Origin of the sequence: Sphaerisporangium sp. NPDC005288 (assembly GCF_040607475.1) — a bacterium.
Taxonomy (GTDB): Bacteria; Actinomycetota; Actinomycetes; order Streptosporangiales; family Streptosporangiaceae; genus Sphaerisporangium; species Sphaerisporangium rhizosphaerae.
The window spans coordinates 1-14475 of record NZ_JBEXGT010000090.1 but is presented as its reverse complement, the minus strand read 5'-3'; the positions used below and the strand labels follow the sequence as shown (position 1 = coordinate 14475).

The 14475-nt window shown below is 71.7% G+C and carries 11 protein-coding genes; 2 read left to right on the top strand and 9 right to left on the bottom strand.

Annotation, left to right across the window (positions count from 1 at the left end):
* The 5 genes from ABZU32_RS40355 to ABZU32_RS40335 form a co-directional block, all read right to left on the bottom strand.
* On the bottom strand, positions 1–854 hold an 854-nt coding region (locus ABZU32_RS40355; protein ID WP_354931924.1), incomplete at its 3' end, for a substrate-binding domain-containing protein.
* A 92-nt stretch (positions 855–946) separates the two neighbouring features.
* Positions 947–2065 (bottom strand): ABC transporter permease, encoded by a 1119-nt coding sequence (locus ABZU32_RS40350; RefSeq protein ID WP_354931921.1) that lies wholly within the window; start codon positions 2063–2065, stop codon positions 947–949.
* Positions 2062–3570: a sugar ABC transporter ATP-binding protein gene (locus ABZU32_RS40345; protein WP_354931918.1), complete on the bottom strand. Its 1509-nt coding sequence runs from the start codon at positions 3568–3570 to the stop codon at positions 2062–2064. The genes ABZU32_RS40350 and ABZU32_RS40345 overlap by 4 nt, the downstream gene beginning before the upstream one ends.
* A 97-nt stretch (positions 3571–3667) precedes the next feature.
* Entirely contained in the window at positions 3668–4840 is a 1173-nt protein-coding gene (locus ABZU32_RS40340; RefSeq protein WP_354931927.1) for an ROK family transcriptional regulator, read from the bottom strand.
* 299 nt (positions 4841–5139) lie between these two features.
* Positions 5140–6036: an SDR family NAD(P)-dependent oxidoreductase gene (locus tag ABZU32_RS40335; protein WP_354852879.1), complete on the bottom strand. Its 897-nt coding sequence runs from the start codon at positions 6034–6036 to the stop codon at positions 5140–5142.
* A 415-nt stretch (positions 6037–6451) separates the two neighbouring features.
* Between ABZU32_RS40335 and ABZU32_RS40330 the strand changes: the two genes are divergently transcribed.
* Positions 6452–7510: a dihydrodipicolinate reductase gene (locus ABZU32_RS40330; protein WP_354931915.1), complete on the top strand. Its 1059-nt coding sequence runs from the start codon at positions 6452–6454 to the stop codon at positions 7508–7510.
* A gap of 32 nt (positions 7511–7542) precedes the next feature.
* Here the strand turns inward: ABZU32_RS40330 and ABZU32_RS40325 are convergent, their stop codons facing one another.
* The 4 genes from ABZU32_RS40325 to ABZU32_RS40310 all read right to left on the bottom strand — a co-directional run bounded on the left by ABZU32_RS40325 (position 7543) and on the right by ABZU32_RS40310 (position 11372).
* On the bottom strand, positions 7543–8127 hold the full coding sequence (locus tag ABZU32_RS40325) for a DUF305 domain-containing protein (protein WP_354931912.1): 585 nt from the start codon (positions 8125–8127) through the stop codon (positions 7543–7545).
* An 81-nt stretch (positions 8128–8208) separates the two neighbouring features.
* Entirely contained in the window at positions 8209–9327 is a 1119-nt protein-coding gene (locus ABZU32_RS40320; RefSeq protein ID WP_354931909.1) for an MBL fold metallo-hydrolase, read from the bottom strand.
* A 144-nt stretch (positions 9328–9471) separates the two neighbouring features.
* Positions 9472–10788 (bottom strand): MFS transporter, encoded by a 1317-nt coding sequence (locus ABZU32_RS40315; RefSeq protein WP_354931906.1) that lies wholly within the window; start codon positions 10786–10788, stop codon positions 9472–9474.
* Positions 10785–11372: a helix-turn-helix domain-containing protein gene (locus ABZU32_RS40310; RefSeq protein WP_354931903.1), complete on the bottom strand. Its 588-nt coding sequence runs from the start codon at positions 11370–11372 to the stop codon at positions 10785–10787. The genes ABZU32_RS40315 and ABZU32_RS40310 overlap by 4 nt, the downstream gene beginning before the upstream one ends.
* Before the next feature lie 324 nt (positions 11373–11696).
* Here ABZU32_RS40310 and ABZU32_RS40305 point away from each other — a divergent pair, with 324 nt between their 5' ends.
* Positions 11697–14327, top strand: coding sequence for a glycoside hydrolase family 9 protein (locus ABZU32_RS40305; protein ID WP_354931900.1), 2631 nt, complete (start codon positions 11697–11699; stop codon positions 14325–14327).
* Positions 14328–14475 lie beyond the last annotated feature (148 nt).

Genomic DNA, 14475 nt, shown 5'->3' with positions numbered 1-14475 from the left:
TCGCGCATCGCGTTCGCCGACCCCGCACCACCCACCATGAAGAACTCGTTGCGCCCGGCCTCCTTCACCGCCGCCAGCACACCGATGCCCTGGTCGTCGTCGTGGTTCCAGATCGCGTCGATCTTCTTGTGCGCCTGCAGCAGGTTGCTGGCCACCTGGGTGCCGGACTCGACGGTGAACTTGGCGTCCTGCTGGGCGGTGACGGTGAAGCCGTAGGTCTTCAGCGCGTCGGCGAAGCCCTTGCTGCGGTCCTGGGTCAGCGGCAGCGTCGCGATGCCCTGAATCTCCAGGATCACCGGGTTGGAGACGCCCTTGTCCTTCAGCGTCTTGCCGATGTAGGTGCCCGCGGCCACGCCCATGCCGTAATTGTCCCCCCCGATCCAGGTGCGGTACGAGAGCTTGTCGGGGAAGATCCGGTCGACGTTGATCACCGGGATACCGGCGTCCATCGCCTTACGAGCCACCTGGTTCAACTGCTCACCATCGTTGGGCAGGATCACCAGCGCACTCACCTTGGCGGCGATCAACGACTCCACCGCCGAGATCTGCTGATTGATGTCATTGGTCGGCTCGACCGGCTTGAACTCCACATCGGAGTACTTCTTCGCCGCGTCCTGCGCGTTCTTCGTGATCGCCGCGATCCAGCCATGGTCGGCCGCGGGCGCCGAGAACCCGATGACGACCTTGGTGCCCGGCTTGTCGTTGTCGGTGCCGCCCGAGTTGGCCTGGGGGGCGGCGGCGGCCGAGCTCGCGGCGGGGGCCGGCTCGTTGCTGGTGCAGGCGGCGACGAGGGCTCCCGCGCCGACGACGGCTCCGCTGACGAGGAACCCTCGCCTGGCGACGCGCTTGTCCATGGTCATTTTCTCCTTCTGGTACAGGGGGTCGCCGGCCCTCGGCGCGAGAGGCGTTCCGGGGCAGCGGTGGGGACGACCTGGCGGTGACCCGCCTATGTGCGCGATTCCAGGCTCCGCCGCTGGAGCAGCACGGCGATCACGATGATCAGGCCCTTGGCGATGAGCTGGTCGCTGGTGTTGAGGCCGTTGAGGATGAACAGGTTGGTGATGACCGTGAAGATCAGCAGCCCGAGGATCGAGCCGATGATGGTCCCCCGGCCACCGGTGAGCAGGGTTCCCCCGATGATGACCGCGGCGATCGCGTCCAGTTCGTACAGATCGCCGTGTGTGCTGGAGCCCGTGGTCGTACGGGCCATGATGAGCACCGCGGCGATGCCGCAGCACAGGCCGGACAGCGCGTACAGCGTCATCGTGTGACGCCGCACGTCGATGCCGGCGAGCCGGGCGGCCTCCGGGTTGCCGCCGACCGCGTAGGTGCGCCGCCCGAACGTCGTGCGGTTGAGCACGAGCCATCCGATGGCGACCACCAGCGCGAAGATGTAGACCAGCAGCGGCAGGCCGAGCACCCGCGTCGTGGAAAGCTCCACGATGGCGCTGTTGTCCGGCTGCACGAGCTGGGTCCTGCGGTCGGACATCCGCTGCGCGAGACCGCGCGCCGCCACGAGCATGGCGAGCGTCGCGATGAACGGCACCATCCGCCCGTAGGAGATCAGGAATCCGCTGACCAGCCCCGCGCCGGTTCCGACCAGGATGGCGCAGATCGCCATCACGACCGGCCCGTACGCCTGGGTGGCGAGCGTCGTGGCCCACACCGAGGCCAGGGCCATGACCGCCCCGACCGACAGGTCGATGCCGCCGCCGATGATGACGAAGGTCATCCCGACCGTGATGACGCCGATCGTCGAGGCCAGGGCGAGGATGCTGACGAGGTTGGAGGAGGTGGCGAAGCTCTCGGGGGTGGTGACCAGGCCGACCACCGCCAGCAGCGCGAGCGCCACGACCAGGCCGAGGTGGCGGGCCTGACCCATCCGGCCCAGCACGCCGGGACCCGTGGCCGCGGTCGCCCGCGCCTGGTTCTCGACGCGGGCGTGCTCGTCGGCGGGCGGCCGGGCGTCCTCGGGCACCTGTTCGCCGGCGGCGCCGAGGTCCCGTGCGGGCGGGTCGCCGACGTCGCCGGGAGTGCCGCTGTCCGAGGCGCGTGCGTCCGTCACAGCGCGCTCCCTTCCATGATCATGTCGAGGACGCGCGGCTCGTCGAGGTCGCGCGCGTCCGACTCGTGGATGACTCTGCCTTCACGCAGGACCAGGACCCGGTCGGCCAGGCCGAGCACCTCCGGGACCTCGCTGGACACCAGCAGCACGCCCACGCCCTCGTCGGCCAGCCGCCGGATCACGGCGTACAGCTCGGCGCGGGCGCCCACGTCGACCCCCCGGGTCGGCTCGTCGAGGAGCAGCAGTTTGCGGTCCTCGACCAGCCACCGGGCGAACACGGCCTTCTGCTGGTTGCCGCCCGAGAGGGTCCTGACCGGACGGTCGGGGTCGCCGGGACGGATGTCGAGCGTCTCGACCAGGCGGGCGGCCGCGGTGCGCTCCTGCCCGCGGTCCATCCAGCCCAGTCGCGAGTACTTCTTCAGCCCGGCGATGGTGATGTTGCGGGCGACGGTCTCGTTCATCAGAAGGGCCTGCGACTTGCGCTCCTCGGGCGCGAGCCCCATGCCGAGCCGCACGGCCCGCCCGGTGCTGCCGGGCGGCACCGGACGGCCCGCCAGCACGACCCGTCCCGAGGCCGCCTTGCGGGCCCCGTAGACCGTCTCGACGATCTCCGACCGGCCGGAGCCGACCAAGCCCGCCAGGCCGACGATCTCGCCCTCCCTGACGTTGAAGGAGACGTCGGCGAAGCGGCCGGGCAGCGTCAGGCCCTCGACGCGCAGCACCTCGGCGTGCTCGTCGTGGGCGCCGGGCGCCGGGCGCGGGGGGAAGACGTACTCCACGTCCCTGCCCGTCATCAGCGACACGACCGTGGAGGTCGGCGTCTCGCGCGCCGGAAGCCCGACGGCGGCCGTCCTGCCGTCCTTGAGCACGGTGACCCGGTCGCCGATCTCGCGGATCTCCTCCAGGCGGTGGGAGATGTAGACGACCGCCACGCCCTGCGCCGTCAGGTCCCTGATGACGCGGAACAGGTTGGCGACCTCGTCGTGGGCCAGCGCGGCCGACGGCTCGTCCATGACGATCAGCCGGGCCTCGTGGGACAGGGCCCGCGCCATGCTGACGATCTGCTTGCCCGCGGCCGGCAGCCGCCCGACCTCGGTCCCGGGCCGCATCTCGCCGTGCCCGAGCCGGTTGAGCAGCGCGGCGGCGGCCCGGTTCATGTCGCGTCTGCGGGTGAAGCCGAACGCGGCGTGCTCGTGGCCGAGGAAGATGTTCTCCGCGATCGACAGGCCGTCGACCAGGTCGAGCTCCTGGTAGATCGTCGAGATGCCCGACCTGATGGCCGCGATGGGCCCGGCGAAGCGCACGGGCTCGCCGCCGAAGGTCACGGTGCCCTCGTCCGGGCGGTGCGCACCGGCGAGGATCTTGATCAGGGTGGACTTCCCCGCGCCGTTCTGCCCGAGCAGGCAGTGGACCTCGCCGGCCCGGACGTCCAGGTCGACGCCGTCCAGGGCGCGCACGCCGGGGAACTGCTTCACGATCCCTCGCATGACCAGCAGGTCGCTCACAGGGCCTCCGAAGTGGGTCGGGTAGTGGTTCTGGTCGGAACGGAAGTGCGGTGAAGATCGGTGAAGGACACGGCCGGGCGGTGGGCAGGGGACGGGGTCACGAGGCGCTGAACACGTGGTCGCTGATCAGCCGGGCGCCTCCGATGATCCCGGCGGTGTCGCCGAGCTCGGAGAGCACGATGGGCAGGTTCCCGGTCGCCAGCGGCAGCGACCGGCGGTACACGACGCTCCTGATCTCCGCGAGTAGTACGTGGCCCAGACGGGCCACGCCTCCCGCGATGATCACCAGGCCGGGGTTGAAGAAGCTGACCAGGCCGGCCATCACCTGGCCCACCTGCCGCCCGCCTTCCCGGATGAGTTGGAGGGCGGCCTGGTCGCCGAGGGTCGCCGCCGCGGCCACGTCCTCGGCGGACAACCGGCCGCCGAGCGCCAGCCGCTCGCCGAGGTAGGGAGAGCGCGGGGCGATCCTGACCGCCTCCCTCGCCAGTGCCGCGCCGCCGAAGTACGCCTCCAGGCACCCGGTGTTGCCGCAGGTGCAGAGCGGCCCCTGGTCGTCGACCCGCATGTGGCCGATGTCGCCGGCGCTGCCCGAGACCCCGCGGTAGATCTTGCCGTCGACCACGATGCCGCAGCCGATGCCGGTGCCGATCTTGATGAGCAGGAAGTCGTCGACCTGCTTGGCCAGGCCCGCGTGCAGTTCGCCGAGCGCCATGAGGTTGACGTCGTTGTCCACCATGGCCGGGCAGCCGAGCTCCTGGCTGACGACCTCCCTGACCGGATAGCGGTCCCAGCCGGGCATGATCGGCGGCGCGAACGGGACGCCGTCGCGGAAGCTCACCGGGCCGGGCACTCCGATGCCGGCCCCGTGGAGCTGGGTGAACAGCCCCTGCTCGCGAAGCTTGGCGAGCAGTTCCATGGCCAGGCCGAGCACGGTGGCGGGCCCCTCACGGACCTCGCACGGCTGACTCACGTGGCCGAGGATCTCCAGCTCGCCGTTGGTGACGGCCACGTCCACCGAGGTGGCGCCGATGTCGATGCCGGCGAACCTCAGGTGGGGAGACAGCCGGACCATCCCCGACCGCCGGCCGCCGCGCGAGGCCGCGAGCCCGGCCTGCTCGACCAGGCCCGTCTCGATGAGACGGTCCAGCTCGAGATTGAGCTTGGAGCGGGAGAGCGAGACGTCGTCCCCCAGCTCCGCTCGCGACCGGCCGCCCTCGCGCAGCAGGCGGAGCAGGGTTGCCTGGTGCACGTTGTCCGGCCGTACGGGCATGCGTTTCACAGCGCCTCCGCACGGAGTGTGGTGACGCCGAAGCTAGTTCACCCGCGCCGCGCTGAAAAGCACTTTTTGATGACAATCAGTAACTTTCGCTGTTATCAACAAAAGCACGTGACGCAGGTCACCGCCGCTGTCCACAGCGGCCGACCTGGGGGACGACCGCACCCGCCGCCCCATGTGAGCGGTAACTCGACCGGCGCCACCGAAGCCGGATCATCTCCTCCGCGCCTCAAACATCGGAGCTATGCGGGACGCATGCGCCCCGGCGGCTCACGGGCCGCCGGGGCGTACCGTCAGAGCATGGCCTTCATGGACGCGGCCGCCTGCTCGCCCAGCGTGGTCGGGCGCACATAGGGCTCCTCGGCGAGGATGGCCTCCCAGTTGTCGCGGATCGCCTCGATCGTCAGGTCGTCGGTCCGCCACCCGGGCCCCTCGGCGACGAAGACGCGGGCGACGCGCCCGGCGCCCACGCTGAAGACCTCGCCACTGGTCGGGCAGCTCTCATGGGCGAGGAAGGCGACCAGCGGGCTGACGCGGTCGGCGGTGAACCTCTGCTCGAACTCGGCCGGCAGCAGCGACTCGGTCATCCGCGTCCAGGCGATCGGCGCGATGGCGTTGGCCTTGATGCCCGCCCGGGCGCCCTCGATGCCGAGGGTCTTGGTCAGCCCCACCAGCCCCATCTTGGCGGTGGAGTAGTTGGCCTGGCCGAAGTTGCCGAACAGGCCGGCGGGGGAGGAGGTGTTGACGATGCGGCCGTACCCCTGCTCCTTCATGTGCGGGAACGCCGCACGGCTGACCAGGAACGACCCGCGCACATGCACGGCGAGCACGGCGTCGAACTCCTCCACGGCCATCTTGCCGAGGGACTTGTCGCGCAGGATGCCCGCGTTGTTGACCACGATGTCCACCCGGCCGAACGCGTCGCGCGCGGTCTGCACGATCGCCTCGGCGCCCTCGGGCGTCGCCACGTTGTCGGCGTTGGCGACCGCCTCGCCGCCGTTCTTGGCGATCAGCTCGACGACCTCGGCCGCGGGCCCCGTGGACGCCCCGGTGCCGTCGAGCGCGCCGCCGAGGTCGTTGACGACGACCTTGGCGCCGCGTTCGGCGAGCAGGATGGCGTGCGACCTGCCAAGACCGTGCCCGGCCCCGGTGACGACCGCGACCTTCCCGTCGAACCTCAGTTCCGACATGCGCCCACCCTTCGAGGAGAATCCAGGAGAACAACATTCTAGAAAGCTGGCTTCACAATATCGCGCGGCGCCCTCGCGCCCCAGACCCCGGCGCCGCGCCCTCCCGCCCCGGACCCACGCCGGCGCCGCGTCCTCGCGCCTCAGCCCCCGGCGCCGCGTCCTCGCGCCTCAGACCCACCCACGTTCCGGCCCTCGGGATCCCGGCGACCCAGCGTCATGACGCCCGATCGCCCGCCCGTTCTCGCCGTCGCGGCGGCCGGAGAATCGGGGCCGCACCAGCGCGAGGACGATGTAGCGGATAGTGATCGAGCGGCTGTGATTCTGCTATAGTTTCTGCCCCGCGAGGGCGAGGGTCGGCGTCGACCCCCAGCTTCGCCGGGCCCCGTCCGCGACCCCCCTGGGCTGGAGGCCTCGCATGCCCGCACAGCCGCCCCTCCGCGTCATCCAGTGGGCCACGGGCGCCGTCGGCGGCTATGCGCTTCACAGCGTCATCACCCGGCCCGAGTTCGATCTCGTCGGCGTGCTGGTGTACGACCCCGGCAAGGTGGGCCTGGACGCCGGGGGCCTGGTCGGGCTCCCCGAGACCGGCGTGCTGTGCGTGGACGACGTCGACCGCGTCATGGCCACCGAGGCCGACTGCGTGCTGCACATGCCCCTGCCCGCCGCCTACTTCGGCGGCGACTACGCCGCCGACCTGCAGACGGTCTGCGCGCTGCTCGCGTCGGGCAAGAACGTCATCACCACCACGGGCTTCATCTACCCGCAGGTCTACGGCCAGGCCGTGGTGGCGCAACTCGAGTCGGCGTGCCGGGCCGGCGGCACCTCGGTGTACGGCACCGGCATCAACCCCGGCTTCATGAGCGACCTGCTGCCGCTCGCCCTCACCGGCCTGTCGACGCGGCTGGACCACATCTACGTGCGCGAGTCGTCGGACTATCTCGGGCACCCTTCGCGGCAGATCGTCATGGACCTCATCGGCTTCGGCCGCTCCCCGAAGGACTACGCGACGGCCGTGCGTCCCTTCAGGGCCGTCCAGCGCGCGTTGTTCTCCGAGAGTGTCCAGCTCGTCGCCGAGGCGCTCGGCGTCGGGCTGGACGAGGTCGAGGAGAGCGACGAGTTCGAGCTGGCGGCGGAGGAGTTCGAGATCACCGCCGGCGTCATCGCCCCCGGCACGGTCTGCGCCTCGCGGTGGGTCTTCTCCGGGCTGGTCCGGGGGCGGCCGTTCATGACGGTGGAGTGCGTCTACAAGTCCGACGCCGCCAAGGTCCGCCGCTGGCCCGAGCCCGGCTTCGCCATCCACATCGAGGGACGGCCGCAGCTCATGCTGAAGATCGACGAGGTGTCCCACGGCCTGGCGGGCGCCGCCGCGCACGCGGTCAACTCGATCGCCTCGGTCTGCGCGGCCCCGCCCGGCATCCGCACCCTCCTGGACCTCCCCCTCGCCACCGGCCGCGGCGCCACCCGCCTCCCCTGACCCCGCCGTACGGCGGACACCGGCCGTGCCGGTCAGGAAAGGTGGGAGACGATCTCGGTGAGGCGGGTCTTCTGGGCGGCGGCGGTCCGGCGGGCCAGGGCGACGGTAGCGGCGTCCTTGCCCTCGTCGCGGGCCTTGTCGGCCAGCCGGGCCCCGTAGTCGGTGTGCCGGGCGAGCGTGGTCAGCCACAGGCGGTCGAACGCCGGGCCCGAGCGTCCCTTGAGCGCGAGAAGCTGGGCCGGGGTCAGCATGCCCTCCATCTGGTGCACCGGAGGCTTGTCGGAGTCCGGCACCGTGAACTGCCACATCCGCAGCGAGACCGCGAGCTCCTCGACCTGCGCGGCCTCCTCCTCGGTCAGGCGTTCGGCCAGCCCCCGCACGTACGGGTCGCGGCCGCGGCCGGGGACCAGCCGCGCCAGCGTGACCCCCTGGCGGTAGTGCAGGATCATCTCCCGGCGGAACAGCACGTCGGTGAGGTTGTAGGGCAGGTCGTCGTAGGACGCGGCCACTTTGACCGCCCCGCCGTCCGGCGCCGCGGCGCAGCCGCCCGCCGAGACCATGGTGACCAGCCCGAGTACGGCGGCCACACCGGCCGCGGCGACTCCCCTTGCGCCCATCACCGCATCCCCTCACCCTGGACGATCGCGCTTCCTCCGGGGGATACGGGCGCGGGGCACCCGGTGTTCACCGCTCGCCGGTCACGGCGCCGCCGGGAACCAAAGGTCGGGCTCGTCGGGGCCGGCGGCCGGGGCGCGGCGGACGCGTCCCCGGGCCTCCAGGTACACCAGGTGCGCGAGGGTCTCGTTCGTGGCGGCCCTGCGCATGAAGGCCGGGATGGTCTCCCACGGCCGCGACCAGGTGAGCCGGGTGGTGAGGTCCCAGCAGGCCGCGCCGGGCGTCCGCCCCACCTCCGCCTCGATCTCGGCGAGCCTGCGGCCGTGGTGGGCGGTCACGTAGTCGACCCGGTCGGCCAGCTCCAGGAAGCGGAACTCGTGCGCGGGCAGCACCTCGTCCACCGGAAGGTCCCGGACGGCCGCCAGGGCGCCGAGGTAGTCGGCGAGCGGGTCCGGCGACGACTGCGGGTGGACGGCGACGATCGGCGTGATCCTCGCCAGGACGTGGTCCCCGGAGAACAGCACCCGCCGGGACGGGGAGAGGAAGCACAGGTGCCCGGGCGAGTGGCCGGGCGTCCAGGCGGCCCGCAGGTCCCACCCGGGCAGGCCGAGGAGCTCGCCGTCCTCGATCAGCCGGTCGGGCTTGGCCATCGTCACGTACTGCCGGATCATCTTGGACGCCCCGCTCAGCTCGTCCACGCTCACCGGCGGCACGCCACTGTGCACGAGCTGGGCCCGCTCGCGCTCGACCAGCGCGTCGAGCCTGGTCTCGTCGTAGCGCTCGTGCAGCAGCGCGGCGTCCGCCGGGTGCAGGCCGATCCACGCGCCGGACGCCTCGCGTACCCGCCCGGCCAGGCCGTAGTGGTCGGGGTGGATGTGGGTCACCAGCACCGCGCGCACGTCGGTCATCGCGTACCCGGCCACGCCGAGTCCACCGGCCAGGGCCCCGTAAGCCTCCTCGGTGTTCCAGCCGGCGTCGATGACCGCCACCCCGTCGGGGAGCTCCAGGGCGTACACCAGCACGTACCTGAGAGGGTTGATCGGGATCGGCACCGGGATGGACCACAGCCCGGGGCGCACCCGCTCGACCTCGGGCATCGCGCCGCCGATCCAGGCGTCCCGCTGTGCCGGGTTGGCCGGGGTGACCCGCCTGCCCGGCTCGGCCGCCGCCTCGACGGCCGGCCCCGCCCCCTGCTCGCCCATTCCGCGCTCCCTCCGGCGACCTTCGACGCCTCCGCCGGGGCCGTGCCCGGACCGGCGTCGTAACCGAAATCCGGGACCTGACCCCCGAAACCCTCACAACGGACAACCGACGCCACGATTGTGCACCGCTCACCGAATGTTGTTCTACTCGGGGTGTGCGGTGGCCGTCACCGTCCGGGGATGGGCGCCTTCCTCCGCGTCGGGCGCGGCCGGCGGCAGCCGCAGGTACAGCGGGGCGGACAGCAGGATCACCAGGGCCGCGACCCACCAGGCGGCGGCCGTGCCCGCCCCGGACGCCAGCACCCCGAGCCCCAGGACGCCGGCCGTCCCGCCGAGCTGGAGCTGCAACGAGTCCACCGACATCAGCGTCGCGCGCCGGGAGGAGGCGACCCGCCGGTGGAGCATCTCCGCGCGCACGATCTCGGCGACCGAGACCCCCGCGAACATCACCACGTAGGCGGCGCAGGCGGCCACGATGCCGGCCGTCCCGGACAGCGCCACCGACGCCGCCAGGGACGCGAACGCCACCGCGCCGGCCGCCGTCCCGGCGACCGCCGCCGGCACCGGCCCGCGCAGCAGCCGTGCCACCCGGGGGGCCAGCCAGGACCCGAGGCCGCTGGCGCCGAACCCCGCCGCCGCGACGACGGCGTACACCGAACCGCCGGACTCGGCGGAGCCGGTCAGCGCGGCGAGCCTGCCGGGGGTGAGCATCTCGATGGCGCCGAGGCCGATGCCGATGACGAAGGCCATGAACAGCAGGCGGCGCAGCCCCGGCCGCCTGAACGCCAGCCCCAGCCCGGCGCCGACGGTGACCGGCACGTCGCGCAGCACCGACCCGAGGGAGGTGCGCGGACGCGGCGGCTCGGGCATCGCGAACAGCACCACGACGAAGAGCACGGCCGCCGCCACCGCCGCGGCCACCATGGGAGCGGCCAGTCCGCCGGGCGCCACCAGCGGCAGGGCGCCACCGATGAGCGTGCCGGCGCAGAGCGACGCCGAGCCCATGGCCTCTCCCTTGCCCAGGCCGGGCTTGAGGTCGGCGTCGGGGCCCTCGGCGGCGTGCAGGGCGTCGACGTACCACGCCTGCGCGGGCCCGCTGGCGAGCGCGCGGGCGACGCCCTTGAACACCGCCACCACGACGAACGCCCAGAACGAGCCCGCGACGGCCATCAGGCTCATCGCCACGACGCTGAACAGCGCCGAGACGGCGAGCACGGTGCGCCGCCCCACGACGTCGGCCAGCCCGCCGGTGGGCAGTTCCATGACCACCGCGGCGGCGGAGAACACGGCGGTCACGACGCCGACCTGCGCGAGGGTCAGGCCGCGCGAGGTCATCAGCAGCACCATCGAGGCCATCATCAGGCCGGGCGGGAACCAGGTCAGGAAGCTGACGAGCAGGTAACGCCGCAGCGCGGCGCGAGCGGAGATCCCCGGGCGGCTGGTGGGACGGGCGCTGGTCATCCGGTGTACCCCCTGGTCGGGAAGGCGGCGAAGTGGAGCATGACCGCCTCGGCCGCGGGATCGGCCGCGTCGGCGGCCTCCAGCTCGTGGATCATGGTCGAGACGCGCTCGTAGAGCAGCGTCACCGACGCGGGGGTGAGCCGGGCGTAGTGGTCGGACATGCCGGCGGCGGCGATCCACTCGGGCCCCCAGGAGTCGCGGTCGCGCTCGAACGCCGCGCGGTCGCCGGCCAGCGCCTCGAACTGCCGCTCGCGCATGAACCCGGCCGCCTCCCGCCCCTCGGGGGTGCCACCGATCTCCAGTTCGTCCCAGGCGGTGTAGCGATGCGCCGAACGCCAGCGGCGCTCACGCGCGTCGCGCCGCTCGGGATCCTCTTCGACGAAGCCGTACCTGGCGAGCTGCCGCAGGTGGTAGCTGGTCGAGCCCGAGCTCTCGCCGAGCCGGGCGGCCAGTTCGGTGGCGGTGGCCGGGCCGTCGAGGCGCAGGGCGCCGAGCAGCCGCACCCGCAGCGGGTGGGCCACGGCCTTCAGAGCCCGCGGATCGCGGACGCGGTAGACGTCGGATTCCTCGCTCTCATCGCTCATGTCGCCAAAGATAACTTTGCAAAGCTCTATTTGCAAAGATGTATTTGCGGAACTCCTCGCCACCCTCTCGGGGGATGAAACTTTCAGCCGCGGCCCGGCTCCGCCCGACGCCCGCGACCGGCCGGGAGCGAAGCGTCCGGCCAGACGGCACACCTAGGCGGCGGGTCACGCGCCGTGCCGCCGGAGCGGGGCCGCCGCGGACCGCGCCCCGATCCATTGACGGCCAGGACACACGTTGGAAACATCGCGGGCACCGACGTCTATGGGAGCGCTCCCACATCCGGTTCCCTCAGACCCTCCGACCTTGACACCTGGGGATATCGCGTGATCAGACCATCCCGGCGATGGGCGGCCTCACTGGCCCTCACCGCGGCGGCCACGCTGGCCGCGTCCGCCCTGTCCAGCCCGGCCGCCCAGGCGTCCGGCGCGAACACGGCGCCCACCAAGGCACGGGCCGCCGTCGCGAACGCCGACCCCGACGGCCCCGAGCAGATCCACAACGGGACCTTCGACAGCGGCAGCGACCCCTGGTGGCACACCGACAACATCACCTTCGACACCACCGGAGGACGGCTCTGCGCCGACATCCCCGGCGGCACGGTCAACCCGTGGGACGTCATCATCGGCCAGAACGACATCCCTCTCGTCCAGGGCGAGACCTACGCGTTCTCCTTCTCGGCCTCCGGCGACCCGTCGAGGGTCGGCAAGGCGATGGTGCAGATGCCCGTCGACCCCTACACGGCCTACGTGACCGCCAACCCGGAGCTCACCCCGGCTGGCGGGGACTTCCACTACACCTTCACCTCGCCGGTCGACCTGGCCACCGGCCAGGTGGTCTTCCAGATCGGTGGCAGCGCCACGCCGTGGCGGTTCTGCATGGACGACGTGAGCCTCAAGGGCGGCGCCGACCCTGAGGTGTACGTGCCGGACACCGGCCCGCGCGTCCGCGTCAACCAGGTGGCCTACCTGCCCAAGGGCCCGAAGAACGCCACCGTGGTCACCGAGGCCACGACCGCGCTGCCCTGGAAGCTGAAGAACGCCGCGGGCACCGTCGTCGCCTCCGGCACCTCCACGCCGCGCGGCGTGGACGCCAGCTCCGGGCAGAACGTCCACTCCATCGACTTCGGCGCCTACACCAAGGCGGGCGCCGGCTACACGCTGACGGCCGACGGCGAGACCAGCCGGCCGTTCGACATCGGCGCCGGCGCGTACGAAACGCTGCGCTCCGACGCGCTGAAGATGTACTACCCGCAGCGCAGCGGCATCGCGATCCGCGACGACCTGCGCCCCGGCTACGGCCGGCCGGCCGGCCACATCGGAGTCGCGCCGAACCAGGGCGACACCAACGTGCCCTGCCAGCCCGGCGTCTGCGACTACAGCCTGGACGTCTCCGGCGGCTGGTACGACGCGGGCGACCACGGCAAGTACGTCGTCAACGGCGGCATCTCCGTCGCCCAGCTCATGAGCGAGTACGAGCGCACCAAGAACGCCCCGACGGCCAAGCCCATGGGCGACAACGCGCTCGCGCTGCCGGAGAGCGGCAACAAGGTCCCCGACATCCTGGACGAGGCCCGCTGGGAGCAGGAGTTCCTGCTGAAGATGCAGGTGCCGGACGGCAAGCCGTACGCGGGCATGGCGCACCACAAGATCCACGACGAGAACTGGACCGGCCTGCCGCAGCTGCCGCACACCGACGCGCAGAAGCGCCAGCTGCACCCGGTCTCGACCGCCGCCACGCTGAACCTCGCCGCCACGGCCGCCCAGGCCGCCCGGCTGTTCGCCCCCTACGACGCGGCGTTCGCCGCCAAGAACCTGACCGCCGCCCGCAAGGCGTGGGCCGCGGCCAAGGCCAACCCCGCCGTACTCGCCTCCCCCTCCGACGGCACCGGCGGCGGCACCTACGACGACGCCGACGTCAGCGACGAGTTCTACTGGGCCGCCGCCGAGCTCTACATCTCGACCGGCGAGAAGGAGTTCCAGGACTACGTGCTGGCCTCGCCGCAGCACACGGCCGACATCTGGGGCGAGCGCGGCTTCGACTGGGGCCACGTCGCCCAGCTCGGCCGGCTCGACCTGGCCACCGTCCCGAACGCGCTGCCCGGCCGCGACCAGGTGCGCGCCTCGGTGGTCGCCGGAGCCGACAAGTACCTGGCCACGCTGACCGCGCACCCGTACGGGGTGCCCTACAACCCGCCCACCTATGACTGGGGCTCCAACAACCTGGTGCTGAACAACATGGTCGTCATGGCCGCGGCCTACGACCTCACCGGCACGCGCAAGTACCGGGACGGCGTCCTGCAGGGCATCGACTACATCTTCGGCCGCAACGCGCTGAACCAGTCCTACGTCACCGGGTACGGCGAGGTGAACTCGCACAACCAGCACAGCCGGTGGTACTCCCACCAGCTCGACGCCACGCTGCCCAACCCGCCCAAGGGCACCCTGGCCGGCGGCCCGAACTCCGGCATCCAGGACCCGGTCGCGGCCGACAAGCTGAAGAACTGCAAGCCCCAGTTCTGTTACATCGACGACATCAACTCCTGGTCCACCAACGAGCTGACGATCAACTGGAACTCGCCCCTGTCGTGGGTCTCGGCCTTCGTGGCCGACCAGGGCGACGGCACCGTCCAGGCCCCCGGCAAGTGCCAGGTCACCTACACCACGCATGGGCAGTGGCCGGGCGGGTTCACCACCCAGGTGACCGTCAAGAACACCGGTTCCACCGCGGTGAACGGCTGGAGTCTGGCGTGGTCGTTCCTCGGCGGCCAGCAGGCCGGCCAGTCCTGGAACGCCGGGATCACCCAGAGCGGCGCGAAGGTGACGGCGAAGAACGTGGCCTCCAACGCCAAGATCGGGGCCGGGCAGTCGATCACCTTCGGCTTCCTCGGCACCAACCCCGCCGGCGCCAACCCCAACCCCGACCTGTTCACCCTCAACGGAGCCGCCTGCTCCTGACCTTTCGTCCTCACCGTCTCACCGTCCGCCGGGCCGCCACCTCACGAGGTGGCGGCCCGGCCGGCGGGCGAGATAGGAAGAGCGGCGGGTTGGGGAAGAGGTTAATATAGGGTTTTTTGTTGAAGGGGGTGGGCGGTTGAATAAAAAA

What these genes read in the sequence shown, in the direction of transcription:
- ABZU32_RS40340 (WP_354931927.1), bottom strand. Translation starts at nt 4,840, where the DNA reads ATGCCCGTACGGCCGGACAACGTGCACCAGGCAACCCTGCTCCGCCTG.
- ABZU32_RS40335 (WP_354852879.1), bottom strand. Translation starts at nt 6,036, where the DNA reads ATGTCGGAACTGAGGTTCGACGGGAAGGTCGCGGTCGTCACCGGGGCC.
- ABZU32_RS40330 (WP_354931915.1), top strand. Translation starts at nt 6,452, where the DNA reads ATGCCCGCACAGCCGCCCCTCCGCGTCATCCAGTGGGCCACGGGCGCC.
- ABZU32_RS40325 (WP_354931912.1), bottom strand. Translation starts at nt 8,127, where the DNA reads ATGGGCGCAAGGGGAGTCGCCGCGGCCGGTGTGGCCGCCGTACTCGGG.
- ABZU32_RS40320 (WP_354931909.1), bottom strand. Translation starts at nt 9,327, where the DNA reads ATGGGCGAGCAGGGGGCGGGGCCGGCCGTCGAGGCGGCGGCCGAGCCG.
- ABZU32_RS40315 (WP_354931906.1), bottom strand. Translation starts at nt 10,788, where the DNA reads ATGACCAGCGCCCGTCCCACCAGCCGCCCGGGGATCTCCGCTCGCGCC.
- ABZU32_RS40310 (WP_354931903.1), bottom strand. Translation starts at nt 11,372, where the DNA reads ATGAGCGATGAGAGCGAGGAATCCGACGTCTACCGCGTCCGCGATCCG.